General features: G+C 73.8%; 22 protein-coding genes. 5 read left to right on the forward strand and 17 right to left on the reverse strand.

From position 1 onward, the window contains the following. Positions 1–228 precede the first annotated feature (228 nt). On the reverse strand, positions 229–810 hold the full coding sequence (locus tag ACFOW4_RS16655; protein WP_377528639.1) for a YceI family protein: 582 nt from the start codon (positions 808–810) through the stop codon (positions 229–231). A 99-nt stretch (positions 811–909) separates the two neighbouring features. Between ACFOW4_RS16655 and ACFOW4_RS16660 the strand changes: the two genes are divergently transcribed. Then, positions 910–1,431: a MarR family winged helix-turn-helix transcriptional regulator gene (locus ACFOW4_RS16660; RefSeq protein ID WP_377528641.1), complete on the forward strand. Its 522-nt coding sequence runs from the start codon at positions 910–912 to the stop codon at positions 1,429–1,431. 255 nt (positions 1,432–1,686) lie between these two features. Here the strand turns inward: ACFOW4_RS16660 and ACFOW4_RS16665 are convergent, their stop codons facing one another. The 8 genes from ACFOW4_RS16665 to ACFOW4_RS16700 form a co-directional block, all read right to left on the reverse strand. Beyond that, positions 1,687–4,386: an ATP-binding protein gene (locus ACFOW4_RS16665; RefSeq protein ID WP_377528643.1), complete on the reverse strand. Its 2,700-nt coding sequence runs from the start codon at positions 4,384–4,386 to the stop codon at positions 1,687–1,689. Between the two features lie 135 nt (positions 4,387–4,521). After that, a complete protein-coding gene (locus ACFOW4_RS16670) occupies positions 4,522–5,676 on the reverse strand; it encodes an acyl-CoA dehydrogenase family protein (protein ID WP_377528645.1) in 1,155 nt (384 codons plus the stop codon). 95 nt (positions 5,677–5,771) lie between these two features. Continuing rightward, complete coding sequence (locus ACFOW4_RS16675) at positions 5,772–7,304, reverse strand: acyl-CoA carboxylase subunit beta (RefSeq protein WP_377528647.1); 1,533 nt, start codon at positions 7,302–7,304, stop codon at positions 5,772–5,774. 112 nt (positions 7,305–7,416) lie between these two features. Continuing rightward, positions 7,417–8,337, reverse strand: coding sequence for a hydroxymethylglutaryl-CoA lyase (locus ACFOW4_RS16680; protein ID WP_377528649.1), 921 nt, complete (start codon positions 8,335–8,337; stop codon positions 7,417–7,419). A gap of 210 nt (positions 8,338–8,547) precedes the next feature. Further along, on the reverse strand, positions 8,548–9,885 hold the full coding sequence (locus ACFOW4_RS16685) for an acetyl/propionyl/methylcrotonyl-CoA carboxylase subunit alpha (protein ID WP_377528650.1): 1,338 nt from the start codon (positions 9,883–9,885) through the stop codon (positions 8,548–8,550). 59 nt (positions 9,886–9,944) lie between these two features. Continuing rightward, complete coding sequence (locus tag ACFOW4_RS16690; RefSeq protein ID WP_377528652.1) at positions 9,945–10,544, reverse strand: TetR/AcrR family transcriptional regulator; 600 nt, start codon at positions 10,542–10,544, stop codon at positions 9,945–9,947. 63 nt (positions 10,545–10,607) lie between these two features. Next, on the reverse strand, positions 10,608–13,529 hold the full coding sequence (locus tag ACFOW4_RS16695) for a hypothetical protein (protein WP_377528654.1): 2,922 nt from the start codon (positions 13,527–13,529) through the stop codon (positions 10,608–10,610). Between the two features lie 2 nt (positions 13,530–13,531). Then, complete coding sequence (locus tag ACFOW4_RS16700; RefSeq protein WP_377528656.1) at positions 13,532–15,319, reverse strand: HSP90 family protein; 1,788 nt, start codon at positions 15,317–15,319, stop codon at positions 13,532–13,534. A gap of 118 nt (positions 15,320–15,437) precedes the next feature. On the opposite strand from ACFOW4_RS16700, the gene ACFOW4_RS16705 reads away from it, so the two are divergent. Further along, positions 15,438–16,706 carry an MFS transporter gene (locus ACFOW4_RS16705; RefSeq protein WP_377528658.1) on the forward strand — a complete coding sequence of 423 codons (1,269 nt, stop codon included), beginning with the start codon at positions 15,438–15,440 and terminating at the stop codon, positions 16,704–16,706. On the opposite strand, the gene ACFOW4_RS16710 is transcribed toward ACFOW4_RS16705, so the two are convergent. Beyond that, entirely contained in the window at positions 16,597–17,163 is a 567-nt protein-coding gene (locus ACFOW4_RS16710) for a VanZ family protein (RefSeq protein WP_377528660.1), read from the reverse strand. The two genes, ACFOW4_RS16705 and ACFOW4_RS16710, sit on opposite strands and share 110 nt — an antisense overlap. A 9-nt stretch (positions 17,164–17,172) precedes the next feature. Further along, on the reverse strand, positions 17,173–18,495 hold the full coding sequence (locus ACFOW4_RS16715) for an FAD-dependent oxidoreductase (protein WP_377528662.1): 1,323 nt from the start codon (positions 18,493–18,495) through the stop codon (positions 17,173–17,175). Here ACFOW4_RS16715 and ACFOW4_RS16720 point away from each other — a divergent pair. Together ACFOW4_RS16720 and ACFOW4_RS16725 are read left to right on the forward strand one after the other, a co-directional pair. Further along, positions 18,437–19,018: a TetR family transcriptional regulator gene (locus tag ACFOW4_RS16720; protein ID WP_377528664.1), complete on the forward strand. Its 582-nt coding sequence runs from the start codon at positions 18,437–18,439 to the stop codon at positions 19,016–19,018. The two genes, ACFOW4_RS16715 and ACFOW4_RS16720, sit on opposite strands and share 59 nt — an antisense overlap. A 272-nt stretch (positions 19,019–19,290) precedes the next feature. Next, positions 19,291–20,349, forward strand: a complete 1,059-nt coding sequence (locus tag ACFOW4_RS16725; protein ID WP_377528666.1) for a hypothetical protein — start codon at positions 19,291–19,293, stop codon at positions 20,347–20,349. Between the two features lie 69 nt (positions 20,350–20,418). Here ACFOW4_RS16725 and ACFOW4_RS16730 read toward each other — a convergent pair whose 3' ends face one another. The 6 genes from ACFOW4_RS16730 to ACFOW4_RS16755 form a co-directional block, all read right to left on the reverse strand. Beyond that, the gene (locus tag ACFOW4_RS16730) at positions 20,419–21,321 is read right to left on the reverse strand and encodes a sulfurtransferase (protein ID WP_377528668.1); all 903 of its coding nucleotides are present in this window, start codon (positions 21,319–21,321) and stop codon (positions 20,419–20,421) included. A 100-nt stretch (positions 21,322–21,421) separates the two neighbouring features. Continuing rightward, on the reverse strand, positions 21,422–21,868 hold the full coding sequence (locus ACFOW4_RS16735; RefSeq protein WP_377528670.1) for a hypothetical protein: 447 nt from the start codon (positions 21,866–21,868) through the stop codon (positions 21,422–21,424). Positions 21,869–21,870: 2 nt separating this feature from the next. After that, positions 21,871–22,638, reverse strand: coding sequence for an SGNH/GDSL hydrolase family protein (locus tag ACFOW4_RS16740; protein ID WP_377528672.1), 768 nt, complete (start codon positions 22,636–22,638; stop codon positions 21,871–21,873). A gap of 160 nt (positions 22,639–22,798) precedes the next feature. After that, positions 22,799–23,962, reverse strand: coding sequence for a hypothetical protein (locus ACFOW4_RS16745; protein ID WP_377528673.1), 1,164 nt, complete (start codon positions 23,960–23,962; stop codon positions 22,799–22,801). Beyond that, positions 23,959–24,489 (reverse strand): SigE family RNA polymerase sigma factor, encoded by a 531-nt coding sequence (locus ACFOW4_RS16750; protein ID WP_377528675.1) that lies wholly within the window; start codon positions 24,487–24,489, stop codon positions 23,959–23,961. Before ACFOW4_RS16750 ends, ACFOW4_RS16745 begins: the two co-directional genes overlap by 4 nt. A 156-nt stretch (positions 24,490–24,645) precedes the next feature. Then, on the reverse strand, positions 24,646–25,005 hold the full coding sequence (locus ACFOW4_RS16755; RefSeq protein ID WP_377528677.1) for a hypothetical protein: 360 nt from the start codon (positions 25,003–25,005) through the stop codon (positions 24,646–24,648). A gap of 101 nt (positions 25,006–25,106) precedes the next feature. On the opposite strand from ACFOW4_RS16755, the gene ACFOW4_RS16760 reads away from it, so the two are divergent. Continuing rightward, complete coding sequence (locus ACFOW4_RS16760; RefSeq protein ID WP_377528679.1) at positions 25,107–26,873, forward strand: proline--tRNA ligase; 1,767 nt, start codon at positions 25,107–25,109, stop codon at positions 26,871–26,873. Positions 26,874–26,881 lie beyond the last annotated feature (8 nt).

The following is a 26,881-nucleotide window of genomic DNA, read 5'->3' on the forward strand; positions in this document are numbered from 1 at the left end:
CTGCCCGGACCAGAGGCCGGCACCGGCTGTCGACGCCGGGGCGGCCACCCGCCCGACGGCCGGACGCGCTCCTCGCGCCATCAGTACCCCACCGAGACCGCGACGGACCCCGGGCCAGCGCGAACAAGTCGTGACAATTCACACGCGTTGCGGCCGATCCCGCTGGCGGAGACGACGCCGAGCCCGCGCCGACGTGCGGCGCGGGCTCGGGCGTACGGGATCCGAGGATCAGGCCTGGCGGACGCCCTCGCCCTCGATCTCGATCTTGATCTTCCGGCCGACCAGCACGCCACCGGTCTCCAGGGCGACGTTCCAGGTCAGACCGAACTCCTCGCGGTCGATCTCGGCGTGCGCCGCGAAGCCGAAGATGTCCTGGCCGAAGGGGCTGCGGCCGACGCCCTCGAACTCCACCTCGAGGTCGACCGGGCGGGTGACGCCCTTGACGGTCAGCTCACCGGAGAGAACGAACTTGCTGCCCTTGTGGGACTTCACGCCGGTGCTGCGGTACTCGATCGTCGGGAAGGCCTCGGACTCCAGGAACTCGGGGCTGCGCAGGTGGGCGTCCCGGTCGGCCTGCTTGGTGTCGATGCTGGCGGCCTGGATGGTCGCGACGACCGACGACTGCAGCGGGTCCTCGGCGACGGTGATCGTGGCGGTGGCCTCGGCGAACTCGCCGCGAACCTTGCTCACCATCATGTGCCGGGCAACGAAGCCGACGCGCTTGTGCGCCGCGTCCAGCACGTAGGTGCCGGCGGTGGGGATGGTGAGGCCGTCCCAGTCGCGGGTAACCGCATCGATGCTGCTGGTCATGGTGCTGTCCTCCAGGAGATTGTTTAGTAGCCCAACGACTGTCTAAGCAACTATAGTCACAGCAATATTCCCCGTGTCAAGTACTGATAGGATGAACGGGTGGACAACGTGTTCGACGATCCCCGGATCACTGCGGTCGGCCTCCTCTACGAGGCGCACGCCGGCCTGTCGGCGCGGTTCGCCGCCCAGTTCGAGGAGCACGGCCTCTCCGCGGTCGAGTTCGAGGTGCTCACCCGGCTGGCCCGCTCGCCCGGCAACCAGCTGCGGATGACCGATCTCTCCGCCCAGACCTCCCTCTCCACCAGCGGTGTCACCCGGGTGGTGGACCGGCTGGAACGCGACGGCCTGGTCACCCGCCAGGCCTGTCCCTCCGACCGGCGCAGCTCGTACGCCGTGGTCACCTCCGCCGGCCTGCAACGCCTGGACGAGACGCTGCCCGGGCACCTGCGGATCATCGAGCAGTGGTTCACCGGTCAACTCGACCCCGACGCCCTGCGGGCGCTGCTCGACGGCCTGCGCCGGGTGCGGGACGCGGTGCATCCCTGCGCCACCGCGGGCAGCACCGACCCCACGATCCAGGACGAGGCGACCGCCAACGGCGCGGCACCGGCCCAACGCTGACCGCCCGGCACTACCGGCAGAAAGACCGGCAGAACTGGCCATCCCAGCCGGATAGAGCACCCGAAACGGACTTTCTCCGCCGTCGGCGGTGGCAGTCTTCGTCGAGCGGGGATTCACCGGGGGGTGACGGCGCGGGCGAACAGCGAGGGGTAGCAACAAGGGGGCTCTTCGCTCGCGCCACTCCCACCCGCACCCGGCTCGGCGTCTGTCGTCGGCCGGGATGCTCGCGGGACGCCCCGCGCCAGCAGGTTGCGGTCAGCGGGGCGTGCCCGGTGCGCGCCGGGCCGCGGCCAGCGCGTACAGCAGCCCCTCCTCCTGCGGCAGCAGCCGGATGCCGCTCTCCCGGCAGACCTCGTCCAGCCGGTCCAGCACGCCCGGGTCCCCGGTGCTCGCGGCCAACCCGACCAGCGCCTCCACCACGTCGCGCCGATCCTGGCTCACGACCCCGGCTTCGGCCGCCGCGGCGAACCACTCCGCCGCCACCTCGCGCTCCCCCCGGTGCAGCGCGAGATTGCCCTCGATCAACGCGCAGATCCCCGCCTCCGGCCCGGCCCAGGGCGTCGCCGTGCCGCCCGGGCGCGGACGCGGCAGGCCCGCGCCCTCCGCCCAGAGCCGTGGCGACTCTTCCGCGGCCAGCTCGACGGCCTCCGCGCGCAGCTCCGCCAGTGCCTCGCCCGCCTCGTCGACGCGGCCGTCCTGGGCCAGCGCCAACCCGACCCTGCCCAGCGCAAGCAGGCGGTGTCCCGGATCGCCCAGCTCGGACATCGCCGCCACGGCCTGACGGCCCTGGTCCACCGCGTCGGCGTACCGGCCCGCGAGGCGGGCGACGTCGGCCCGGTTGGCCCGGGCCAACACTCGCAGCCGCTGCTCCCCGCACTCGGCGGCGAGCCGGTCCACCGCGGCCAGCCGGCGCCGGGCGGCGGCCAGGTCGCCGATCCGAATCTCGTGCCAGGCGAGGTTGTTCTGGGCCACCGCCATCTCCCGGACCCGCCCGTCGCGGGAAGCCAGCCGGAGCACCGCCTCGTCGTGGTCGCGCGCCTCCGCCTGCCCACCGGCGGCGACCAGCAGCGCGCCGAGCACGGTGCGCGCCTCCAGTTCCCCGCCCACGTCGCCGGCCTGCCGGAACGCCGCCAGCGCCGCGCGTGCCGTGGGCAGCTCGTCCGCGCCCGCACCGTGTTCGGCGGCGAGCCGGGCCACCCCGAGCGACGCCCAGGCGCGCAGCACCGGGTCGGCATCGGCGGTACGCGGGTCGGCCAGCAACCGGCGCAGCCACTGCCGGCCGGCGACGTCGCGGCCGCGAAACCGCCACCAGCGGCTCAGGCAGGCCGCCAGCCGCAGCGCGGTCAGCGGGTCGTCGGTGGCCGCGTGGGCCAGCGCCGAGCTGATGTCGCTGCTCACCTCGTCCAGCCGGTGCATGGCGTCGGGCAGCCGGGGGCCGACCAGATCGGTGGCGGCCCGCGCCGCCAGCCGGGCGATCACGATCGCGTGCCGACGCCGGATGCAGGTCAGCTCGCCGGCACCGGCGGCCTGCTCAGCGGCGTAGTCGCGTACCGCGTCGAGCAGCCGGAACCGGTACGGCCCGGTGCCGCGCACGCTGAGCAGGCCGAGTTCGACGAGGCGGTCCAGCAGAGGGACGGGGTCGATCGCCACGGCGTCGTCCCGGTCGGCCTCGTCGGCGAGCATCTCCTCGGCCAGCTCCACCGACCATCGGTTGCCGAACACGGCGAGCCGGCGCAGCGCGGCCCGCTCGTCCGGCGCGAGCAGCCGGTAGCTGGTCGCCACCGCGTCACGCAGGGTCACCGCCACCGCCGCCCGGGTGCTGTCCGTGCCTCGCGGGCTGGCCGGATCGGGACCGTCCCAGGCCGGTCGGACCGCCGACTCGGTGGGCGTGGTCAGGTCGAGCACCCGGTCGCCGTACCGGTCGAGCAGCTCGGTGAGGTCGAGGAGCCGTCCCCGGGCGGCCATCAGCTCGATGGCCAGCGGCAGCCCACCCAGCCGGCGGACCAGGGCGGCCAGGGCGGGCAGCTCGACCGGCGTCGGCGGCTCCCGGCGGACCTGGGCGAGCCGGGCGGTGAACAGGGCGACCGCCGGCCAGGCCCCGAGCGCCGCCGACCCGGACCGCTCGGCGTCCGGGGGCGGGACGTCCAGCGGCGCGACCGGCCAGACCCGCTCGCCGGGCAGCCCGACCGGGTGCCGCCCGGTCACCAGCACGCGCAGCGAGGGCAACGCCCCGATCAGCTGGTGCAGCGTCGCGGCCACCGGGTCGGGCGCGCGCTCCACCGCGTCCACCACCAGCAGCGCGGGCCGCCCACGGAGCCGGGCTGCGAGTTCCGGCAGTCGGGCCGCGCCCAGCACCGCCACCGAGGCGGCCAGCACGTCCGGCCCGTCCGAGCCCTCGCCGATCAGCACGCCGGCGACGCCGCCGGGGTGTCGGCTGGCGATCGCGTGCGCCACGGACAGCGCCAGCGCGGTCTTGCCGACACCGGCCAACCCGATCAGGCTCACCAGGCGGGGGCCGCGCTCGTCGATCATCATCCCGGCCAGCTCCGTGACGTCGCGGTCGCGGCCGATGAGCGCCACCGGTGGCGGGAGCGCGACCGGTGGGTCCGATCCGGGAGGCTCGGCGGGGGACGCCACGGTGCCGGTGACCGGGAGCGTCGACGGGGTGACCTCGACGGTGACCGGGTCGCCGGCGGCGGGGCCGCGGGCGGCGGCCAGGAACGCCGCCCGGGTGGCGCCGGTCAGGTCCAGTGCGCCGGCGAGCAACTCGACGGTGGTGCGCTGGGGCCGTACGGATCGACCCCGCTCCAGGTCGCGGACGGTCCGGACGCCGACACCGGCCCGGGCGGCCAACTCGGCCTGGGTCAGGCCGGCGGCACGCCGGTGCCCGCGAAGCAGCTCCGGCAGACCGGTACGACCGACCGGGCTCCGCGGACGATCATGATCCGGAGTCATGGGCAGGAAGAGTACGGATCCGTGCCGACCGCCGGCAGTCGAACGTCGGGCTGCCGACGCCCCCTCGCCGAAATCCGACAGCCCGTGCGGGGCGGGCACCCGGGCCCGGCTGCCGGCGGACCCGGGACCTACCGCTCAGAGACCGAGGTCGCGAGCGATGATCATGCGCTGCACCTCGCTGGTGCCCTCGCCGATCTCCAGGATCTTCGAGTCCCGCCAGAACCGGGCCACCGGGTACTCGTTCATGAACCCGTAGCCGCCGTGGATCTGGGTGGCCTCCCGGGCGTTGTCGACCGCGATCGTGCTGGCGTGCAGCTTGGCGATCGCGGCCTGGCGCTTGAACGGCTCGCCGGCCAACATCCGGGCGGCGGCGTCGTAGTAGGCCAGCCGGGCGGTGTACGCCTTCAGCTCCATGTCGGCGATCTTGAACTGGATCGCCTGGTTCGCGCCGATCGGCTGGCCGAAGGCGTGCCGCTCCTTCGCGTACTTGATCGACTCGTCGACGCAGCCCTGGGCGAGGCCCACGGCCAGGGCGGCGATGGCGATCCGGCCCTCGTCCAGGATGCGCAGGAACTGGGCGAAGCCGCGACCGCGCTCGCCGAGCAGGTTGGCCGCCGGCACCCGGCAGTCGTCGAAGGTCAGCTCGTGGGTGTCCGACGCGGTCCAGCCCACCTTGGAGTAGCCGGGTGCGACGCGGAAGCCCGGGGTCCCGGTGGGGACGATGATGGTGGACAGCTCCTTCGAGCCGTCCGGCCGGGTGCCGGTGACCGCGGTGACGGTGACCAGCACGGTGATGTCGGTGCCCGAGTTCGTGATGAACGCCTTCGACCCGTTGATCACCCACTCGTTCGTCGTCTCGTCCAGCACCGCCCGGGTCTGGGTGCCGCCGGCGTCGGAGCCGGTGCCCGGTTCGGTGAGCCCGAAGCCCGCGAGGGCCTCGCCGCTGAGCAGCTTCGGCAGCCAGGTGGCCTTCTGCTCCTCGGTGCCGAAACGGTAGATCGGCATCGCGCCCAGCGAGACCGCCGCCTCCAGGGTGATCGCCACGCTGGAGTCGACCCGGGCCAGCTCCTCCAGGACGAGGCAGAGCGCGAAGTAGTCACCGCCCATGCCGCCGTACTCCTCGCTGAAGGGCAGGCCGAACAGGCCCATCTTGCCCATCTGCCGGATCACCTCGTACGGGAAGGTGTGCTGCTCGTAGTGCTCGGCGATGACCGGGGCGACCACCTCGCGGGCGAAGTCCCGGACGCTGTCCCGCAGTGCCTCTTGCTCGTCGGTGAGCCGGAAGTCCATCGGTTCCTCCTGTACGGGTTCCTCCGCCGGGCGCTCGTGACGCCGGAGCGGTCGCTGGCCACGGGTGACACCGGCCGGGTGGGCCGGCGGCGGGATCAGACCGGGGTGACGCCGTGCCGGCGCCGGGAGAAGTGCCGTTCCTTGGTACGCGCGGCGGCGAACCGCCGGACCAGCTCGGTGCGCAGCTCGTGCGGCTCCACGATCGCGTCCACCACCAGCTCGCTGGCGAGCCGGACGATGTCGATGTCCCGCTCGTACTCGGCGCGCTTAGCGGCGACGAAGGCGGCCCGCTCGGCCTCGTCCTCGATTGCCGCGATCTTGTTGGCGTAGACCGCGTTCACCGCCGCCTCGGCGCCCATCACCGCGATCTTGGCGGTGGGCAGCGCGATGGTGGCGTCCGGCTCGAAGCCCGGCCCGGCCATCGCGTAGAGGCCGGCGCCGTACGCCTTGCGCACCACCACGCAGATCTTGGGCACGGTCGCCTCGGAGATCGCGGTGATCATCTTGGCGCCGTGTCGGATGATGCCCTGCTTCTCCACCGCGCTGCCCACCATGAAGCCGGGCACGTCGCTGAGGAAGAGCAGCGGCACGTTGAACGCGTCGCAGAGCTGCACGAACCGGGTGGCCTTGTCGGCCGAGTCGACGAAGAGCACGCCGCCCTTGAACATCGAGTTGTTGCCGACCACGCCGACGACCTCGCCGTTCAACCGGCCGAAGCCGATGGTCAGCTCCTTGGCCCAGAGCGCCTGGATCTCGAAGAAGGAGCCGTCGTCGAGCAGGCCCTTGACGTACCGGCGCATGTCGAACGCCTGCCGCTCGCTGGCCGGCACCAGCGCGGCCAGGTCGACCTTGTCGGACGCGGCCACCGGCTCGACGGCCGGCGGCGCCTGCGTCCAGTTCGCCGGCAGGTACGACAGGTAGGTCTTCACCACGTCGAGCGCGTCGGCCTCGGTCTTGCAGAGGAAGTGCCCGACACCGGACTCGGCGCAATGCACCTTGGCGCCGCCCATCGCCTCCAGGGTGGTCTTCTCGCCGGTGACCATCTCGACCATCCGGTCCGAGCCGAGGTACATGCTGGCGTTGCCGTCCACCATGGCCACCACGTCGCAGAATGCCGGGATGTACGCCCCGCCGGCCGCGCTCGGGCCGAACAGGGCGCAGACCTGCGGGATCGAGCCGGAGGCGCGAACCTGATTCCAGAAGATCTTGCCGGCGCCGCGACGGCCGGGGAAGAGGTCGACCTGGTCGGTGATCCGGGCCCCGGCCGAGTCGACCAGGTAGACCATCGGGACGCCGGCCGCGTACGCGCGCTCGATGATCCGGATGATCTTCTCGACGGTGCGGGCGCCCCAGCTGCCGGCCTTGACCGTGGAGTCGTTGGCCATCAGGCAGACCTGCCGGCCGTCGATGGTGGCGGTGCCGGTGACCACGCCGTCGGCCGGCAGGCCCTCGGCCAGCGCGTTGGCGTAGAGGCCGTCCTCGACGAAGGAGCCCTCGTCGACGAGGAGCGCGACCCGCTCCCGGGCGAAGAGCTTGCCCTTGGCGGCGTTCGCCGCGTGGTACTTGTCCGCGCCGCCGGACCGGGCCCGCTTGCGCAGCTGCTCCAGCGCCTCACCGTCGAGCGTCACGCCGACTCCCTCGCCACCTGACCCGGCCGCCACCCATGCGCGCACCGGTTGACCTGAACGATCGTTAGGTTAGCGCATCGACGGCCGTTCCGGCGACCTCCGGCCGGTGCGTTCAGGTGGGCATCGGTGTGAGCCGGGTGCGGGGGCCGGCGCGCAGCACACCGGAGGGCAGTTTCTTGCCGAGCAGCTCCTCGGCCAGCTCGGCCGCCCCGATCAGCGCGTCGAGGTCGATCCCGGTGTCGATGCCCATGTCGTGCAGCATGTGCACCGCCTCCTCGGTGGCCAGGTTGCCGCTCGCGCCCGGGGCGTAGGGGCAGCCGCCGAGGCCGCCGACGCTGGCGTCGAACTCGGTCACCCCGAGCTCCAGCGCGGTGAGCAGGTTGGCCAACGCGGTGCCCCGGGTGTTGTGGAAGTGCAGCAGCACCGGGACGTGCGCGTTACGGTCGCGTACCGCGCCGACCAGCTCGCGGACCCGGCGCGGCGTGGCCATGCCGGTGGTGTCGCCGAACGCCACCCGGTCGGCGCCGTCGCGGACCACCCGGTCCACGATGCCGGCCACCCGCTTCGGGTCGACGTCCCCCTCGTACGGGCAGCCGAAGCTGGTCGCCACGATTACCTCGGCCCGGGCGCCGGCACCGTGCAGCAGGTCGATCAGCTCGGCGATGTCGTCCAGCGACTCGTCGGTCGACCGGTTCACGTTGCGCCGGTTGTGGGTGTCGCTGGCCGAGACCACCACCTCGATCTCGGTGAACCCGGCGGCCAGGGCCCGCTGGGCGCCCCGACTGTTCGGCACCAGCGCCGAGTAGCGCACCCCCTCGACCTTCACCGCCCGCTGCCACACCTCGTCGGCGTCGGCCATCTGCGGGATCGCCTTCGGGTGCACGAACGAGACGGCCTCGATCCGGCGGACGCCCGTGTGCGAGAGCGCGTCGAGCAGCCGCACCTTGGCGTCGGTGGGAACCGGCTCCTCGTTCTGCAGACCGTCGCGCGGCCCCACCTCGCGGATCGACACGGAATCTGGCATCTGGCTCATCGGTCACCTCGCTGTGACGGCGGATCGGGACGGGACGTCGCGCGCCCTTTGCTCTGCTTCAACGGACGCGACGGCAACCGTCCGGTATCCGGACATCCGGTGTTGCGTCCAGGTAAGCAGAGCAAAGGGCGCCGGTGCCAGTGTCGCCGGGCCGCCGGGAACGGCCCGGCCCGGGCCAGCGCATCCGGCGGGTCAGCGCATCCGGCCGGGTCAGCGCATCCGGCCGACGATGCCGGTGTCGTAGTCGCCGGAGAGGAACTCCTCGTTCTCCAGCAGCTCGGCGAAGAACGGGAGGTTGTTCTTCGGGCCGGCCAGCTCGAAGGTGGCGACCGCCGCACGGGCCCGCTCGATCGCCTCGGCACGGGTGGCGCCGTTGACGATCAGCTTGGCCAGCAGGCTGTCGTAGAACGGGGTGACCGTGTTGCCGTCGACGTAGCCGGCGTCGACCCGGACACCCTCGCCGGTCGGCTCCACCCAGGTCCTGATCACGCCGGGCCCGGGAAGGAAGCGCTTCGGGTCCTCGGCGTTGATCCGCAGCTCGATGGCGTGCCCGCGCGGGGCCAGCGCGTCCGGATCGAAGGTCGGCGCCAGGCCCGCCGCCACCCGCAGCTGCTCCTCGACCAGGTCGACGCCGTAGACCAGCTCGGTCACCGGGTGCTCCACCTGGAGCCGCGTGTTCATCTCCAGGAAGAAGAACTCCTGCGTCGCGACATCGAGGAGACACTCCACCGTGCCCGCGTTGCGGTAGCCGACCGCCTCGCCGGCGCGCACCGCGGCGGCCAGGAAGCGCGCCCGCAGCTCCGGCGAAACCGCTGGCGACGGGGACTCCTCGACGAGCTTCTGGTTGCGCCGCTGCACCGAGCACTCGCGCTCGCCGAGCGCCACCACCCGGCCGTCCGCCAGGCCGAGGATCTGCACCTCGACGTGGCGTACCCGGGGGAAGTACCGCTCGATCAGCACCGAGCCGTCGCCGAACATCCGCTCGGCGAACGCGCGCACCTTGTCGTACTCGGTGCGCAGCGCGGCCTCGTCGGCGGCCACGCCCATGCCCATGCCGCCGCCACCGGCCGCGGCCTTGACCATCACCGGGTAGCCGATCTCGGTGGCGGCGGCCACCGCCGCGTCGAGGTCGGCCGCCGGCTCCGTGGTGCCGGGCGCCACCGGCACGCCGGCCGCCGCCATCAGGTTCCGGGCGTTGATCTTGTCGCCCATCGCGGTGATCGCGTCCGCGCCGGGCCCGACCCAGATCAGCCCGCTCGCCTCGACGGTACGGGCGAAGTCGGCGTTCTCCGACAGGAAGCCGTAGCCGGGGTGGATCGCCTGCGCGCCGGTCGCCTTGGCGGCCGCGAGGATCGCCTCGACGTTGCGGTAGCTCTGCGCCGGGTTCGCCGGGCCGATGCAGACCGCCTCGTCGGCCTCGGTGACGAACGGCAGATCGGCGTCGGCCTCCGAGTGCACCGCGATCGCGCGGATGCCGAGCCGCTTCGCGGTCCGGATGATCCGGCGGGCGATCTCGCCCCGGTTGGCGACCAGCAGTGCCTCGATCATGTTTCCTCCCGGCGTCCAAGGGTTGGGACGATAGTCAGGGAACCACGAGTCGGCGGGGGTCAGGCGAGCAGGGCGGCCAGGGTGGCGTCACGCAGCAGCTCGGCCCGGCGCCGCCGGTCGACCTCGCCGCCGAGGAAGGGAGTCGAGTTCATGAGGCCGAACGCGGCGTGCGCCAGCACCCGCGCCTCACCGTCGGGCATACCGGGGTGCAGCGCGGTGAGCACGGTCACCCACTCCTCGACGTAGAGCCGCTGCAACCGGCGGATCCGCCGCCTCGGCTCGTCCGGCAGCCGGTCCAGCTCGTGCAGGTGCAGCGCGATCACCGCAGGATTGGCCAGCGCGAACTCGACGTGGAAGTCGATCAGCGAAACCAGTGCGCCGCGCGGGTCGTCCGGGTGCCCGGCGGACCGCTCCCGCCCGCCGGCCAGCAGCCCCTCGCTCACCGGGATGAGCGCGGCGGCCAGCATGGCCTCCTTGCCGGCGAAGTGGTGGTAGAGCGCCGGACCGGTGACGCCGGCGGCCGCGCCGATGTCGTCCATCGACACACCGTGGTAGCCCCGGGACGCGAAGAGACCGACCGCGATCTCCAGGATTTCGTCCTTGCGGGACCGACGCCGGCCCGCGCCCGCCGCACCCCGCGCCTGCTGCTCCACCGTCACCGGGCAAGCGTAGACCGCGGGCAGGCTCGGGTGGAGCCGTGGTTACCGGTCAGTTGGTCACACTCAGTCCTCCGGATCGAGGTCGTGCTCCGCCCGCAGCGCCGCCGCGTCGGCGGGGCGATCCAGCAGGTCGAGCGCGCGGGCCAGCAGCCAGGCCGTCTGCCGTACCGGGCGGGAGTCGGCAGGCAATCCGCCCAGCACCCGGCGCAGCAGCCGCTCCGCGTCGGCCGGCCGGTCCACGCGCAGCAGCAGCTCACCGACGAGGATCTCCACCTGCGCCGCCTCGCCGAACGCCTCGATCGACCGGAGCTGCTCCGGCACCCCCGCGAGCCGGTCCAGCGCATCCGCCGCCCGACCCTCCCCGGTCAACACCCGGGCGCCGGCCTCGGCCGCCATCGCCAGCTCGTACGTCACCGGCGGCGGCTGCTCCGGCTGCCCGGTCAACGTCGCGGCCAGCGAGTCCATCAGCTCGACGGTGCGTACCGCCGCCGGCAGGTCGTCCCCCCAGAACCAGGCGTACGCCTCCCGCCGCCGGGCGCGCAGCTCGTCCAGCGGCAGCTCGGCGAGCCGGTACGCGGTCGCGGCGGCGGCGAACCGCTCGGCGGCCACCGCGTCCCGGTCGGCCTCGTAGAGGATCCCGCCGGCCTCCTCCAGCACCTGCGCCCGATGCGGCAGGTTGTCCGGCCCGTCCAGGTTGCCGGCGAGCTGCTCCAGCAGTGCGAGCGCCGGGTCGATCTCGCCGAGGCCCGCGTAGACGCCGGCCAGCAGATGCCGGCAGCGGTCCGCCTCCGCCTGGGCGCCCAACCGGTCGAGGCCGAGCACCGCCTCCTCGGCGACCTCGGCCGCCTCGCCCAGGCGCCCCGCCATCCGGTACGCGTTCGCCAGCTCCCAGCGCAGGAAGGCGTCCCCCTCGGCGCCCCGCTCCACGCAGAGCGTCACCGCCTCGACGAAGTCGTCCACCGCGTCGGCCACCCGCCCGGTGGAGAGCAGCGCGCGGGCGCGGGCGACCCGGGCCGGCAGTTCCGCGTCGGCCGGTGCCACCCGGACCGCCTCTTCGCAGGCGGTCACCGCGTCGGCCGGGTCGTCGGCCACCCGCGCGTACACCAGGCAGGCCGACGTGATCAGCTCAGCGACGCCCAGCTCACGGCCGATCCGGCGGGCCTCTCCGGCCGCCGCGCGCGTCTCCTCGTAGCGCTCCAACTGCTCCAGCAGGTGAGCCCGGTGCAGGGCGATCCGGGCCGCCAGGTGCGCGTCGCCGCCCGCGTCGGCCGGTGCCCGGTCGAGTGCGGCGAGCGCCTCCGCCCAGCGTTCCCGGTGCAGCAGCGCCAGCGCCACCCGGTCGTGGCCGGCGGCCCGCTGCCGGGCGTCGCCGATCCGGTCCAGCACGTCGGCGGCCGACCGGACCAGCGCCAGCCCCTCCTCGGCGGCCTCGTCGGAGCGGGTCAGCAGCACGCCGAGTCGCCCGGCCACCACTTGGGCGTCGGCCAGCTCGCCGCCCGCCTCCCGGTACCGGTCGAGTGCCGCCCGGTTCAGCTCGATCGCGCCCTCGACGTCGTTCTCGTCACCGCGCTGGGCCGCCCGCAGGGCCAGCCGGTGCGCGACCGTGGCCGGCGGCAGGTCGTCGCCGCCGAACCGCTCGTCGTAGGCGGCCAGCATCGCCCGGAACGTGGCCCGGTCGTGCCGGCCCCAGCTCTCCTCGGCGAGCGCCAGCAGCTCGTCCGGGCCGGCGTCGGCGGGCACGGTCACCTCGGGTGCGTCGGCGCGTCCAGCGGCGACACCGGGCCGCGCCCGATCGGCGGCGGCAGGCGTGGCGGCCAGGTCGAGCGGGATGGTCGGGCCGTCCCCGGCCGGCGCGGGGGCGGGTCGGCGGCGCAGGCTCGCCGAGAGCGGCAGGTGTGCGCCGGTCGGCCGGACCGCGAGCCGGCGGGCGATCCACTCGGACTGGTGGGTGGTCCCGTTGCGGGCGTCGAAGCGGGCCGCCAGCGCGGTCGCGGTGTCGGCCAGCTCGTCGGCGAGCGCCAGCGCCGGCACCTCGCCGGCCGGGCGGCCCTCGACGGCCCGGCGGTACACGGTCGGCGCACCGACCCGGCCGACCTGCCGCAGGGCCGCCGCGGCGGTGGCCGCGAAGTGCATCGCGGCGGCCGGCGACGGCGGCCGGTCCAGCCAGTCCAGGTGCCGCTCGACCAGCTCCACCGCCCGCGCCTCGTTGCCGGTCAGGGTGCAGAACTCGATGTGGTCGCCGATGTCCCACAGGTCCGCGAGGTTGCCCCGCAGCCGGCGGTACGCCTCCCGGTGCGCGTCCCGCGCGGCCTCGCCCCGCCCGGTACGCAGGTACGGCACCAGCAGCGCGGTGAGGATCGCCTGCGGCTGCTCGGTGCAGGTGAGCCGGCCCGCGAGCACCGGCTCGGCCAACGCCACGGCCTCCTCGTCCCGGCCGGTGTCGGACAGGTAGCCCACCTGGCTGGTCGGGTCGCAGCCGGCGCAGTCGGAGAGATCGTCGCGCGGCGTGGTCTGCCAGAGCCGGTACCACTGTGCCGCGGCCTCGGCGTCGCCCACGTGGTCGGCGATCCGGAACCGGTGCTTGTGGACGGTCTGCAGGCTGTGCCCGGCGGCCCGGTAGCGCCGCTCCATGTCGTCGAGTACTGCGTACGTGCGCTCCAGCGGCACCTCCGGGAACTTCAGCAGGCCGGAGACCATGTACTTGAAGTGCCAGAGCAGCTGGTGCAGGTGGCGCTGGTGGTAGGGCTGCGGATCGCGGTCGAACTCGGCCAGGCACCAGGAGAAGGTCACGAAGGACTTCGCCGGTTCACCGCCGTAGATGTACCCGGTGGTGGCCTGCATCCGGGTGACGAAGGCGAGGTGCCGGTCGTCGGCGGCGTCCACCCGGCGCAGCAGTTGCTCCAGTGCCGCGATCTGCCCCGCCCCGTACGGCATGTCGGCGATGCCGCGGAGCACCCGCCACAGGTCCTCGTCGCTGGCGCCCACGCTCACTCCCGTCCCGGTACGGCCCGGCCCAGCAGGCCGAGGAAGGAATCGTTCAGCAGTGCGGCGTCGGCGGCGCGGATCGGATGGTGACCGAGCAGCAGCGCCTGCCCGTACAGCGCCTCGACGGCCAGTCCGACCAGCTCCGGGTCGGCCAGCGTGGTGACCCGGCGGACCAGCGGGTTGCGGTGGTTGAGCACGAGCTGCGGCCGGTCCGGTGGGGCGGTGGCGGCGAGCGCGTCGAGCACCCCGCCCCACAGTTCGTCGGCCCGGTCCCGGCTCGCCGCGAGCTGGTCGTTGAACGCCGCCGACCGGCTCACCAGGTAGAGGGCGGGCAGCGAGACCGGGTCGTACGCCCGGATGACCACCTCGCACCCGGAGCGCTCCACGGCCCGCTGGGCAGCGGTGAGGAACGGCCGCAGCGCCAACTCCACCTGCGGATCGAGGCTGTCGAAGCGGGTGGTCAGGTCGCTCGGCTCCAGCCGCTCGATCAGCACCGACCGGTCCACCGCCGGCAGCCGTTCGATCAGCTCCGTGTCGTACGTGTAGCCCGCGTTGACCACCGCCAGGTCCTGCGCGGCGGCCACCGCGGCGAGCTGCCGGAACTCGTCCAGGCTCGCGGCGTAGCGGAGGACCCCGTGGCGCTCGCGGAACTCGGCGAGGGTCAGCGTGCCGACGTTGGTCTCCATCGGCCACCACCGGTCCACCAGCCGCAGCATCTCGTCGTCGTGCAGCGCCAGCGCCTTCACCCCGAGGTGGTGCACCTGGAGGAACTCGGCCAGCCGGTGCGGGTCGTGCCGGGCCAGCCGGACCAGCCAGCCGCGTACCTGGTCACCGAGCGCGTCCCGGGTGCCGGTGAGCAGGGTGTCCTCGTAGAGCGCCTCGCGGCTGGCGGTCGGGCGCAGCTCACTGGCGTCCACCACGCAGTGCGCGAAGAACGCCCAGTCCGGCAGCAGCCCGTCGGCGTGCTCGGTGAGCAGCATCCGCTTGAGGTGGACCCGGTGCCCGGCCCGGGCCGCCGGGTTCACCGGGGTGGGCAGGATGAAGGCGACCCCGGTCAGCCCGGCCTCGGGCACGGAGAGCGGCAGCACGTCGAACGGGTCGAAGCCGAGCGTTTCCCGGGCGTACCGGATCAGCCCCGCGCGGTCGACCGGCGCGCCCGGCGTCGTCGGCCAGGGCGGCTCACCGGTGGTGGTCACCACGTCGCCGACGCGGACGGTGACCGGCAGCAGCGAGCCGAAGAGCCGGGCCAGGTCGGTGACGGTGGGGGTGGTGAACCACTGGTCGGCGTCGCGCCGGGGCACCAGCGTGACGGTGGTGCCCGGCTCGGCCCGCGCGTCCTCCGAGGGCGCGACGGTCACCGCGTAGCGGCCGTCCGCGTACCCGGTCCAGCGGACCGTCGGCTGGTCGCCCTGCCGGGTGAGCACCCGGATCTCGTCGGCCACCAGGAAGCAGGAGAGCAGGCCGATGCCGAACTGTCCGAGGAACTCGTGCCGGGAGAAGCCCAGCTCGTCGCGCTTCGAGCTGCGGCCGATGGTGGCCAGCAGCTCGTGCACCTGCGCCTCGGTGAGGCCGATGCCGGTGTCGTGCACCCGCAGCGTGCCGTCGCCGGTGATCTCGGGCGGCTCGATCCGCACCAGTGCCGGCGCGTCGGGCTCGGCCGCGCGGCGCGCGGTGATCGCGTCCACCGCGTTCTGGAGCAGTTCCCGCAGGTAGACCCGCGGGCTGCCGTAGAGGTGATGACTGAGCAGGTCGACCACGCCACGGAGGTCGACCTGGAAGGTGTGGTCCACGCCTGAGTGCTCCCCGGTCCCGATGCCGGCGCCCACCGTACCGATGATCACCGACGGGCGCGTCCCCCTTTGCCGTCGACTTGACCCTCGACCCGGTCGAACCCGCACGGTGGCCGGCATGACCTCCTCCGCTCTCGGTCGGGACTTCCGGCTGCTCTGGTCGGCCGCCGTCTGCTCCCGGTTCGGTGATGCGCTGCGGACTCCGGCGCTGGCGCTGCTGGCCACCACGCTGACTCGCGACCCCCGGGTCATCGCGGCGGTCACCGTGGCCGGCCAGCTCCCGCCGCTGCTGTTCGGCCTGCTCGGCGGGGTGTACGCGGACCGCTGGGACCGGCGCCGGACGATGGCCCTGGTGGACGGGGTACGCGCCGCCGTGGTGGCGGCGCTCGCCGTGGCGGTGGCCCTGGACCGGGCCGGCATCGCGGCGCTGCTGGTGGCGGCGCTCCTCCTCGCCGCGCTGGGCACCCTCTTCGACGCCGCCTCGTTCGCGCTGCTGCCGGCGCTGGTCCCGCCGGCCGCGCTGCCCAGGGCGAACGGCCGGCTCCAGGCGGGTACCGCCCTGGCCGGCGGTTTCCTCGGTGCGCCCGCCGCCGGTGTGCTCTTCGCCGCTGCCGCTGCCCTTCCCTTCGCCCTGGACGCCGTCAGCTTCGCCGTGGCCGCCCTGCTCGTGCTCGCTCTCAACCCGGCACCCACCGCGGCTGCGGTGACCGGAGCCCGCCGCGGCTCGGTGTGGAGCGAGATCGCCGAGGGGGTGCGATGGCTGCGCGGGCACCGGATCATGTGGCGGGTCACCCTGCTCGCCGCCGCCAGCAACCTGGCCATCAGCGGTCTGATCGCGGTGCTGGTGCTCTACGCGTTGGACGTGCTGCGGGTGCCGCCGTCCGGGTACGGGCTGTTCGCCGCGGCCGCGATCCTCGGCGGCGTGGCCGGGGCGCTCGGGGCGGGTTGGCTCGCCGCCCGGCTCGGCACGGTGCCCGCGCTCCGCGCGGTGCTCGCCGGGCAGACCGTCGCGCTGACCGGGTTCGCGTTGGCCCGGCATCCGGTACCGGGCGGGCTGGCGCTGGCCGTCTTCGCCGCCGGCACGGTGGTGTGGAACAGCCTGTGGGCGTCGTACGGGCAGCGGCACGTGCCGGCGGGGCTGCTCGGTCGGGTCGGTGCCGCCCAGCGGATGGTCGGGCTGCTCACCGCACCGGTCGGCGCGGCGCTCGCCGGGCTGGTCGCCGCGGCGTACGGGACGGTGCCGGTGGCGGGTGCGGCGGCGGGCACGTTCGCGCTGGTCACTCTCGCGGCGTGGCGGATGCTGCGGCCGGTCGCGCCGGTGCCACCGGCGGCCGCGCCCACCAGCGGCGCGACAGCAGCCCGGCCAGCGCCGCGCCCGTCGCGTTGAGCAGCACGTCGTCCACCGAGGAGACCCGGCCGAGGTCCAGCGCGTACTGGAGGGACTCGACCAGGATCGAACCGACCGCACCGAGCAGGAAGAGCCGACCGACACCGGCCAGCGCGGCGAGGCGTACCGGGGCGAAGAAGCCCAGTGCGGCGAAGACCAGCAGGTTGCCGACCACCTGCACCACCGCGGTCGTCGGGGAGCCGGTGAGCAGGTCGGCCAGGTCGCGCAGGGGCACCGGGTCCACCTGCCGCGGCACGTCGCGCGGGGTGAGGATCATCCACACCCAGGGCAGGGTGCCGGCGACCGCGCCCACCTCGGCGACGCTGCGTCGCCACGCCCGCCCGGGCGGCACATCCCGACGCAGCCGGGCGAGGACGGCGGTGACCAGGACCGACAGCGGCAACCCGGCCAGCACGGCGAGCAGGACACCGCCCCAGTCCCGCCAGACCTGACCCACCGGCGCAGCCTAGCCCGGCGTTCGATCCCGGTGGGACAGCCCGGACAGGCGCAGCGCGATCCGCCGCCGGGCCGGCGGGACGGCACCGACCAGCCGGAGCAGCACGTCCCGGACCGGCCGGCGGACCGGGGAGAGCGTGGCCAGCCGGGTCAGCCCGGCGGTGAAGCTCAGCACGTCCTCGGCCATCGGGCGCTGCCGGGTGGTGTAGTCGTCGAGCAGCGTCTCCGGGCCGCCGTCGAGCACGTCGGCCAGGGCGGTGCCGAGGGCCACCGCGTCGCAGATGCCGAGGTTCATGCCCTGCCCGCCCGCTGGGCTGTGCACGTGCCCGGCGTCACCGGCCAGCAGCACCGGCCCGGACCGGAAGGTGTCGGCGATCCGGTGGTGCACCCGGAAACGGGAGCCCCAGAGCACCTCGGTCACCCGGTCGGGCCGCCGCGCCGGGCCGCGCTCGTCGAGGAGCGCCTGGAGGTACGCCAGGTCCGGCTCGGCCGGGGCCGTCGGCACGGCGGCGACCAGCCGGACCACCCCGTCCGGGATTGGCGCCCAGACCAGCGGGCCGGAACGGGCCAGGAAGAGCGAAGCCTCGTCGCGGGGCAGGGCGCTGCGCACCCGGACATCGGCGAGCACGAACGATTCCTCGTCGCTGGGGCCGGTGAAGCCGATGCCGGCCAACTCTCGGACCGTGCTGTGCAGGCCGTCCGCGCCCACCACGTACCGGGCGCGCAGCGAGGTGCCGTCGACCTGACCCAGCACCCCGTCGCCGGCCCGACTCAGGCCGGTCAGCGGGCACGGCCGCCGCACCTGGACGCCGAGGTCGGCCAACCGCTCGGCGAGCACCGCCTCGGTGACCGCCTGGGAGACCATCAGCGCGTACGGGAAGCGGGAGGGCAGCCGGTCGAAGGGCACCGTGAGCAGCACCCGGTCCCGGTCGCGGACGGTGAACCGCGGCGCTCGGACGCCCTGCTCGATCAGGGGCGTCGCCGCGCCGATCCGGTCGAGCACCTCCAGGGTGTACGCGTGCACGACGGCCGCCCGGGACGTCGTCGGCGGCTCGGCCGCCCGCTCGACGAGCGTCACGTCGACCCCGCGCCGGGCCAGCATCAGCGCGGTGGCGAGGCCGGTGGGGCCGGCGCCTACCACCAGGACGTCGGTGCTCGTGGGAAGCACGGTCCACCTCCGGCATCTTGCCAACGTGTGTTGGCCAACGGTTGTTGACACACGGTAGGGCGAGGCTCGATGGGATGTCAACGCTTGTTGGCATACGGTTGTGGGCATGACGACCGCCGCCGGGCCTACCCGCCCCCGCCGCTCCGACACCACCCGGGCCGCCATCCTGCGGGCCGCCCGCGAACGGTTCGCCGCCGACGGATACGAGCGGGCCACGATCCGGGGCATCGCCGCCGACGCCCGGATCGACCCGTCCATGGTGATGCGGTACTACGGCAGCAAGGAGGGTCTGTTCGCGGCGGCGGCCGAGTTCGACCTGCGGCTGCCCGACCTGACCGCCGTTCCGCCCGGGCAGCTCGGCGTGGCGCTGGTCCGGCACTTCCTCACACGCTGGGAGGGCGACGAGACGCTCGTGGCGCTGCTGCGGGCCGCCAGCACCAACCCGGGCGCGGCCGAGCGCATGCGCGGCATCTTCGCCGACCAGCTCACCGTGGCCGTGGCCACCTTCGGCACCGACCCGGCGACGACCGCCCGGCGGGCCGGCCTGGTGGCCAGCCAGATCCTCGGCCTCGCCTTCACCCGCTACATCGTCCGTCTGCCGCCGATGGTGGACGCCGATGCGGAGGAGCTGGTGGCGTGGATCGCGCCGACCCTTCAGCGCTACCTGACCGGGACGGCCCGGGTCTGACCCAACCTTTTCCGCCTCCCCGTGCGTCTGCCTGCTGAAGGGGTGGCGCACCACCGGGATGAGGAGGGGTCGATGCGACCGGTGACGACCGACGACGGGCGGGCCAGCTACGTGGCGTTCGTCGAGGTCCACCAGCACCGGTTGCTGCGCGCCGCATACCTGGTCTGCGGCAGCTGCTGACCGTCAGCGTCGAGGACGTCCTGCCCAGCCAGCCGGCGACGGCCGGATGGGAACGCGCGCGGCGTACCCGGCGCACCCGGCGGGCCGCCGGCGTGGTCGCCCTGGCCGTGGCGCTGGCCGGCGGCGGCGCGGTGGCCGCCCTACGCCCGCCCAACGCTCCGCCGCCGGAACACTCGGTGGCCCCGACCGTCGAACCCACCCACGCCGGTCCGGTGCAGCGGCCCCCCGCCGAGCTGACCTACCCACCCGATCCGCTGGCCCGGCTCGCCAACCCGGCGACCGTGGCGCTCTCCTCGCGGCCGGTCCAGCGGGCGCTGGCGCTGTTCCAGCCCTTGAACCAGGAGTACCGCGCGGACGGTCCGGTTCGGATCCTCGGTGACGACGGCGTGGTACGCAGTCTCGATGTGGTCACGCCGGCCCCCACCCGGGATCGAGGCGGCAACGAAGCGCCCGCCGTCAAGCCGGGAGTCCTGTCACCCGACGGCCGCTCGATCGCGTTCGCGCAGACCAACGAGCTGATCCTGGTCGACCTCGCCACGGCGGGCGTGCGCCGGATCCCGCTGCACGGCTACCTGGAGCTGGTGCTCTGGAGCGTCGACCGGGTGCTGGTCGGCGGCGACGACGGCGCGTACGCGGTGGACCGGGTCTCCAGCGCGTCGACTCCACTGGACGTCTCGGCCTGGGACCTCGTCGCACCCGACCCGGAGGCCGGCCGGGAGGCGGCGCTGGTGGAGGTCGGCGGCGAGCGCGAGGGGTTGCTGCTGCGCAGCCGGACGCCCCGCGACGGGGCGGTCCGTACCGAACAACGGGTCACGGACGGCATGTTGCCGTCGCCGTACCGGGTCAACGAGTTCTACGGCCGGGGCTGGCTGCACGGCGAACGGCTGGCCCGCGCGGCCTGGATCACCAGTGCCGAGCTCGACGGGGCCGAGGGGGTGGCCGTGCTGGACGCCCGCACCGGCGCCGTGTCCCACGTGCTCGACCTGGGCCGGGACCGGTGGAAGGCCTGCTGCGAAGTGCTGGGTTGGGACGACCGGGGCGCCGTGCTGATCCGGTCGAAACCCGGTGGGCTGCTGCGCTGGCAGCCGGAGACCGGCGAGGTCACCGGCGTGGTCCGCGACCTGACCGGGACGGTCGCGCTGGCCGGGTGAGCCCGTCCCCGCGCGCCGGGGGGACGCGCGGGGACGGCTGCACCCATCAGGGGGCCAGGCCACAGCCGCTCAGGCGGCGAGGCCGCCGGGCTGGTCGCCCTTCACCACGGGGGCCCGAACCAGGTTGCCCCACTCGGTCCACGACCCGTCGTAGTTGCGCACCTGCGGGTAACCCAGCAGGTGCCGCAGCACGAACCAGGTGTGGCTGGACCGCTCACCGATCCGGCAGTACGCGATCACGTCGTCGTCGGGGCTGAGCCCGAGCTGGTCGGCGTAGATCGCACGCAGCTCGTCCGGCGACTTGAACGTTCCGTCCTCGTTCGCGGCGGCCTTCCACGGCTTGTTGACCGCACCCGGGATGTGCCCGCCGCGCAGCGCGCCCTCCTGCGGGTAGTTCGGCATGTGCAGCGTCTCGCCGGTGTACTCACTCGGCGACCGGACGTCGACCAGCGGCCGGCCCGCGGCGATGTGCGCCAGCACCTGCTCGCGGTACGCCCGGATCGGCGTGTCGTCGCGCTGCGGCACCGGGTAGTCGGCGCGGGGCCGGTTCGGCTTGTCGCGGGTCAGCTCGCGCCCCTCGGCGATCCACTTCTGCCGGCCGCCGTCGAGCAGCCGCACGTCGGCGTGGCCGAAGAGCGAGAACACCCAGAGGGCGTACGCGGCCCACCAGTTGAAGTTGTCGCCGTAGAAGACGACGGTGTCACCCCGGCCGATGCCCTTGGCGGCACACAGCTCGGCGAAGCTCTTGGCGTCGAGGTAGTCCCGGGTCACCTGGTCGTTCAGCTCCAGGTGCCAGTCGACCTTGATTGCGCCCGGGATGTGACCGGACTCGTAGAGCAGCACGTCCTCGTCTGACTCGACCACCACGAGGCCCTCGTCGCCGAGGTGCTCGGCCAGCCATTCGGTGGTGACCAGCCGCTGCGGGTCCGCGTACGACTGGAGGCGGGGATCAGGATCGTTCGGCACAGACATGATCCCCAAGCTACGCCGCAACCGGGACCGGCGACCGGGCAACGGGAATCGGGTACGGCGAATGTGACCGCCGGCACCAGCGGGAGCAGCCGGGCCGGGGTCAGGCCCGGCGGTGCACCAGCCGGCCGGCGACCACGGTGGCCAGGCAGGCGCCGTCGTCGCCGAAGACGGCCAGGTCGGCCCGTCCGCCAGGCACCAGCGCCAGCGGCCGTACCCGGTCGAGCAGCGTGACGTCGTTGCGGGTGGCCGCGGCCCGCAGTTCCGGCTCCGCCACCCGCGCGGCGAGCACGGCGGCGACCCCGAGCCGGAACAGCGCGTGCACCCGCTCGCGCGGGCTCGGTGCGGGCGGCAGCGGTCCGTCGTGCACCAGCGCCGGCCCGAGCGTGCCGGCCCACCGCCGCACGCGCACCCGTGGGTACGCCTCCGTCAGCTCGTCCAGCGACGCGACCGCCTCCATCCGGCTCCCGGTCACGAGCACCGCCCGGCCGGGCACCGGCTCGTCGTCCGGTGTCATCCGCAGCAGCGCGGCGGCGTGGATGGTCCGCACGGTCAGTCGGTGACCGGGCTCAGCGAGGGGCGCTTCGCGGTGACCGTGTCGCCGGAGGAGCGGCCGGTGAGCCGGCGCTTGATCCACGGGGCGAGGTGCCGGCCGGCCCAGCGCAGGTCGTCTCCCCGGGCGGCCAGCCACGGCTTCGGCAGCGGTCGCTCCGGTACGAGCAGCCATTCCTCGTCGCAGCCCACGCCGAGCGCGCCCAGCACCTGCCCGGCGACCCGCCGGTGCCCGGCGGGGTTGAGGTGCAGCCGGTCGGTGCTCCAGAGCATCGGGTTGAGGAAGGTGTCGTCGGCGTACAGGTCGACCAGGATGGCCCCGTGCCGCTCGGCGGTCTCCCCGACGGCCTGGTTGAGCAGCTCCACGCGGGGGGCGACGAGCCGCTGCCCGGGTAGGCGGGCCATCACGTCGGCGAACCGGAAGAGCAGCACGTCGGCCCCGCCGGCGCGGAGCTGCCTGACCACGTCGTCGAAGCGGGCGACCAGAGCGTCCGGGTCGAAGGTGCGGCGCAGCACGTCGTTGCCGCCGGCCGCGAAGCTGATGAGGTCGGGCTTCATGGCGACCGCCGCCGGCACCTGCTCGGCGACCACGCTGGGGAAGAGCCGACCCCGGATGGCCAGGTTGGCGTAGCGGAAGTCGGGGCCCACCTCTGCGGCGAGGCGGGTCGCCACCAGGTCGGCCCAGCCGCGATAGGTGCCGTCCGGGTACGCGTCGTCCATGCCCTCGGTGAAGCTGTCCCCGACCGCGACGAAACTGCCCCAGCGCACCCGCGCCTCCCTCACGCCACTCGTTGCCTGCGGCGACCAGTCTGTCATCGGGCGCCCGATCGAGGGTGCCGCCGATCGGACGACGTGTCGCACGTCATCGGTCGCGCGCCGGGGTGGCCCGCCCCCGTCGTAACGGGCCACCCCGCGTACCCCCCGTCGCTCAGCCCAACGCGTTGATAATCTGCATGTCCCGGAGACTCGCCGGTTCCGGCCGCTCCCCGACCTTCGTCCCGTCCTCGTCGACGAGGAGCAGGGTGTACCGGTCGTTGTCGCGTACCCGCACCACCATCGAACCGTCCGGCTGGAAGTAGACCTGCCGCATCTGCCGGCCGCCTAGCGGGAGCGTGACGGCCTTGCCGGTCCGGGTGTCGAGGACGGCGTTCACGATCAGATCACGAGCGGCGTCCCCGGCCGGGTCGTTGCGGTCGATCCGGAACAGGGCGACGCGTCCTCCGTCCGGGGAGAGGCTGGCGAGGTCGAAGCAGACGTACGCGCTGCTCTTTCCGCCGAGGCCGGGGATGGCGCGTCGTCCCGTGCCGGTGCGGTCGGTGACGACCACCGTGCCGCCCGACCCGTCCGCGAAGGCCATCGTGCCGTTGGCGGCCCAGACGGCGTGGCAACCGTCGAACCCGGGCACCTTCGTATACGTCCCCGACGACACATCCAGTAGGCCCGCGCCGGCGGAGGCGCCGTTGGCGGGGTCGAGTCGTACGGTCACCTGTCGGGAGTTCGGCAACCAGGCAGGTGACCAGCAGTTGTTGTCGACCCCGTCGCGCAGCTTCCGCCGTCCCGTTCCGTCGACGTTGGCGACCCAGAGAGCGCCGCCCTCCTCGACCCACACCGCCCGTCGGCCGTCCGGCGAGACCGTCGCGTTGGACAGTGCCGCGTCGAACGGAATGCGGAGCAGTCGTTCGGGGACATCGCCCGGCCGCCACGAGTGGAGGTAGGCGGTCGTGCCCTCGGTGCCGGCCGACGGCCCGTACACCAGCTGGCCGAAGGTGACGGTTGTGGCGGGAGAGCTGGTGGACGGCGGCACCACCGGCGGAGAACTGAGGTTCGGTGTGGGCGTCGGATCCGTCGCGGGCGACGGGCTGATGCTGATGGTCGGGCTGGTCGCCGGCGCCGGATCGACGCGCCGCTCCGGAAGGACCGCCAGGGCCGCCCCGGTGGCGGCGCCGAACAGCACCAGGGCCGCGGCCGAGGTGGCGACCGCGCGCTGAAGACCGAGCCGGCGGGACGTCCGCAGGGTGCGGTCCCGCAGGTCGACCGCGTCGACCTCCTCGGCCAGGTCGTGCAGGTCGAGACGGAGGCGCTGCTCGTTCATCGGGTGCTCCCTTCCAGGAGGTACAGCTCGGCGAGCTCGGGCGCGATGACGCGCAACTTGGCCAGCGACTTGGCCGTCTGGCTCTTCACGGTGCCGACGGTGACGCCGAGCAGTTCGGCGGCCTCCGCCTCGGTGCGGTCCTCGAAGAACCGCAGTACGAGCACGGCCCGCTGCTTCGTGGAGAGCTTCGCCAGCGCCGCCCGCAGGGTGAGCCGCAGACTGGTCTGGTGGGCGTGGTCGGCTCCCGAGTCGCCTCCGCGTGGCTCGGGCAGGTCGCCCGGCATCGACTCGGGAACCCGGCGGCGCCGCCACCAGGACACCTGCAGGTGATACATGATCTTGCGGGTGTACGCCTCGGCGTTGCCGCTCTCATGCAGGCGGTTCCAGGAGCGGTGGGTGCGGGCCAGCGCCGACTGGACCAGGTCCTCGGCCAGGTGCTGGTCTCCGGTCAGCAGGTAGGCCGAGCGCAGCAGCGCCGGCGTTCGGGTACGGACGAACGAGTCGAACTCACTCAGCACAGGGTCCACACGAGCCGATCCTTCGGGTCATGGTGCGAGGGCTTGATGCCACTCCAGACGTCACCATGGGCAGCGATGGTTGCCGCCCCCCGGACGTTGCTGAGCCAGTGTCATCTGTCCGGCCCGATGTGGGGCCGGCGGTACGGCCCCCGCGCGCGCGGGTCATCACTGGCCGAACGTGTACCTCAGGTTCGCGTTGATCAGCTCGTTGAGCCGCTTGCGCAGGTGCCCGACCAGCGATGGATCCGGCAGCGGCTCGTCCAGCAGCAGGGTCCAGCGCAGATCGGTGCCGTAGGTGCCGTCGAAGGGCAGGTCGAACCGCACCACCGCGTCGGGTCGCTTCGGCCAGATCGAGGACCAGACGACAAGGTCGGGCGAGCGGGCCTCCAGGGTCCGCGGGTGCTGCTCGTCGTCGAGCAGCAGGAGCCACGGCCGCGCGGGGTCGCGGTTCGGCTCGGTCAGCGCCTCGAAGATCACGTGTGGGGGCGCCGGTTGGTTGCGCTTGCGACTGCCGGCTTCGAGCACGACTCAGCTTAGGCGCGGCGGCCGGTCATCGCCGCGGCCACGGCTCCGAGCGGCTCCCAAATGGATCGCCCATCGCACCGCACCGGCCGTAGGCTGCGCTGATGCTGCTACGCATGTCGACCCTGCTGCACCGGACCCGGCGCGAGGACCCGGCCGACGCGGAGGTGCCGAGCCATCGGCTGCTGCTGCGCGCCGGCTACATCCGTCGTGCCGCGCCGGGCGGCTACACCTGGCTGCCGCTGGGCAAGCTGGTGCTGGACCGGATCACCGAGGTGGTCCGCGCCGAGTTGACCGCGATCGGCGACCAGGAGGTGCACTTCCCGGCGCTGCTGCCGGCCGAGCCGTACCGCACCAGCGGCCGGTGGACGGAGTACGGCGACGACATCTTCACCCTCGCCGACCGGCGCGGCGCCGAGCACCTGCTCGCACCGACCCACGAGGAGATGGCCGCGCTGCTGGTCAAGGACCTGTTCACCTCGTACCGGGACTTCCCGGTGACGCTGTTCCAGGTGCAGACGAAGTTCCGCGACGAGGCCCGGCCCCGGGCGGGGCTGCTGCGCGGCCGTGAGTTCCTCATGAAGGACGCCTACTCCTTCGACCTGGACGAGGCCGGGCTGCGCGCCGCGTACGACCGGCACCGGGTCGCGTACCAGCGGATCTTCGACCGGCTGGGGCTGGACTACACGGTGGTGCACGCGATGTCCGGGGCGATGGGCGGCTCGGCGTCGGAGGAGTTCCTGGCCGCGACGCCGGTCGGTGAGGACACCTTCGTCGGCTGCACCGAGTGTGACTACGCGGCGAACACCGAGGCGGTCACCACCCGCGCGCCGGCCGCCGGTGACGTCACCGCGCAAGCGGCCGTCGAGGTGCACGACACTCCCGAGACCGCGACCATCGCCAGCCTGGTGGAGTTGGCCAACGCCCGCCGGCTGGGTGGCCGGAACGGCTGGACGGCCGCCGACACCCTCAAGAACGTCGTGCTGAGCGTGCGCCAGCCGGGTGCGGAGCGGGCCGAGCCTCTGGTGATCGGGCTGCCGGGTGACCGGGAGGTGGACCTGAAGCGGGTCGAGGCCGCTCTGCACCCGGCCCAGGTCGCCGTCTTCGAGGACTGGCCCGCGTATCCGGAGCTGGTTCGCGGGTACATCGGTCCGCAGGTGCTGGACAAGCTGGGCATCCGCTACCTGGTCGACCCGCGCGTGGTGCCCGGATCGGCGTGGCTGACCGGGGCGAACGAGCCGGGCCGGCACGCGACGGACGTGGTCTGCGGCCGGGACTTCACGCCCGACGGCACGATCGAGGCCGCCGAGGTGCGGGCCGGCGACCCCTGCTCCGCCTGCGACACCGGCGAGCTGACCATCCGGCGGGGCATCGAGATCGGGCACATCTTCCAGCTCGGCCGTCGCTTCACCGACGCGTTCGCCGTGGACGTACTCGGTCCGGCGGGCAAGCCGGTCCGGCCGTTGATGGGCTGCTACGGCATCGGGGTGTCCCGGGCGGTGGCGGCGGTCGCCGAGCAGCACCACGACGACCGGGGCCTGGTCTGGCCGGCGGCGGTCGCGCCCTGCGACGTACACCTGGTGGCCGCCGGCAAGGGACCGCAGGTGGACGCGGCCCTGGAGCTGGGCGGCCGGCTCGCCGGCGCGGGCCTGCGGGTGCTGGTCGACGACCGGACCCACGTCTCGGCGGGGGTGAAGTTCACCGACGCCGAGCTGATCGGCATTCCCCGCACCGTCGTGGTCGGCCGCCGGCTCGCCGACGGGTACGTCGAGCTGCGTGACCGGGCCGACGACGGGCGCGTCGAGCTGCCGCTGGACGGCCTGGTGGAGCGGCTGGTCGACGCGGTGCGCGGGAGGCCCGGCGTGGTGTAGCCGGCCCG

Origin of the sequence: Micromonospora sp. GCM10011542 (assembly GCF_042650685.1) — a bacterium.
Taxonomy (GTDB): domain Bacteria; phylum Actinomycetota; class Actinomycetes; order Mycobacteriales; family Micromonosporaceae; genus Micromonospora.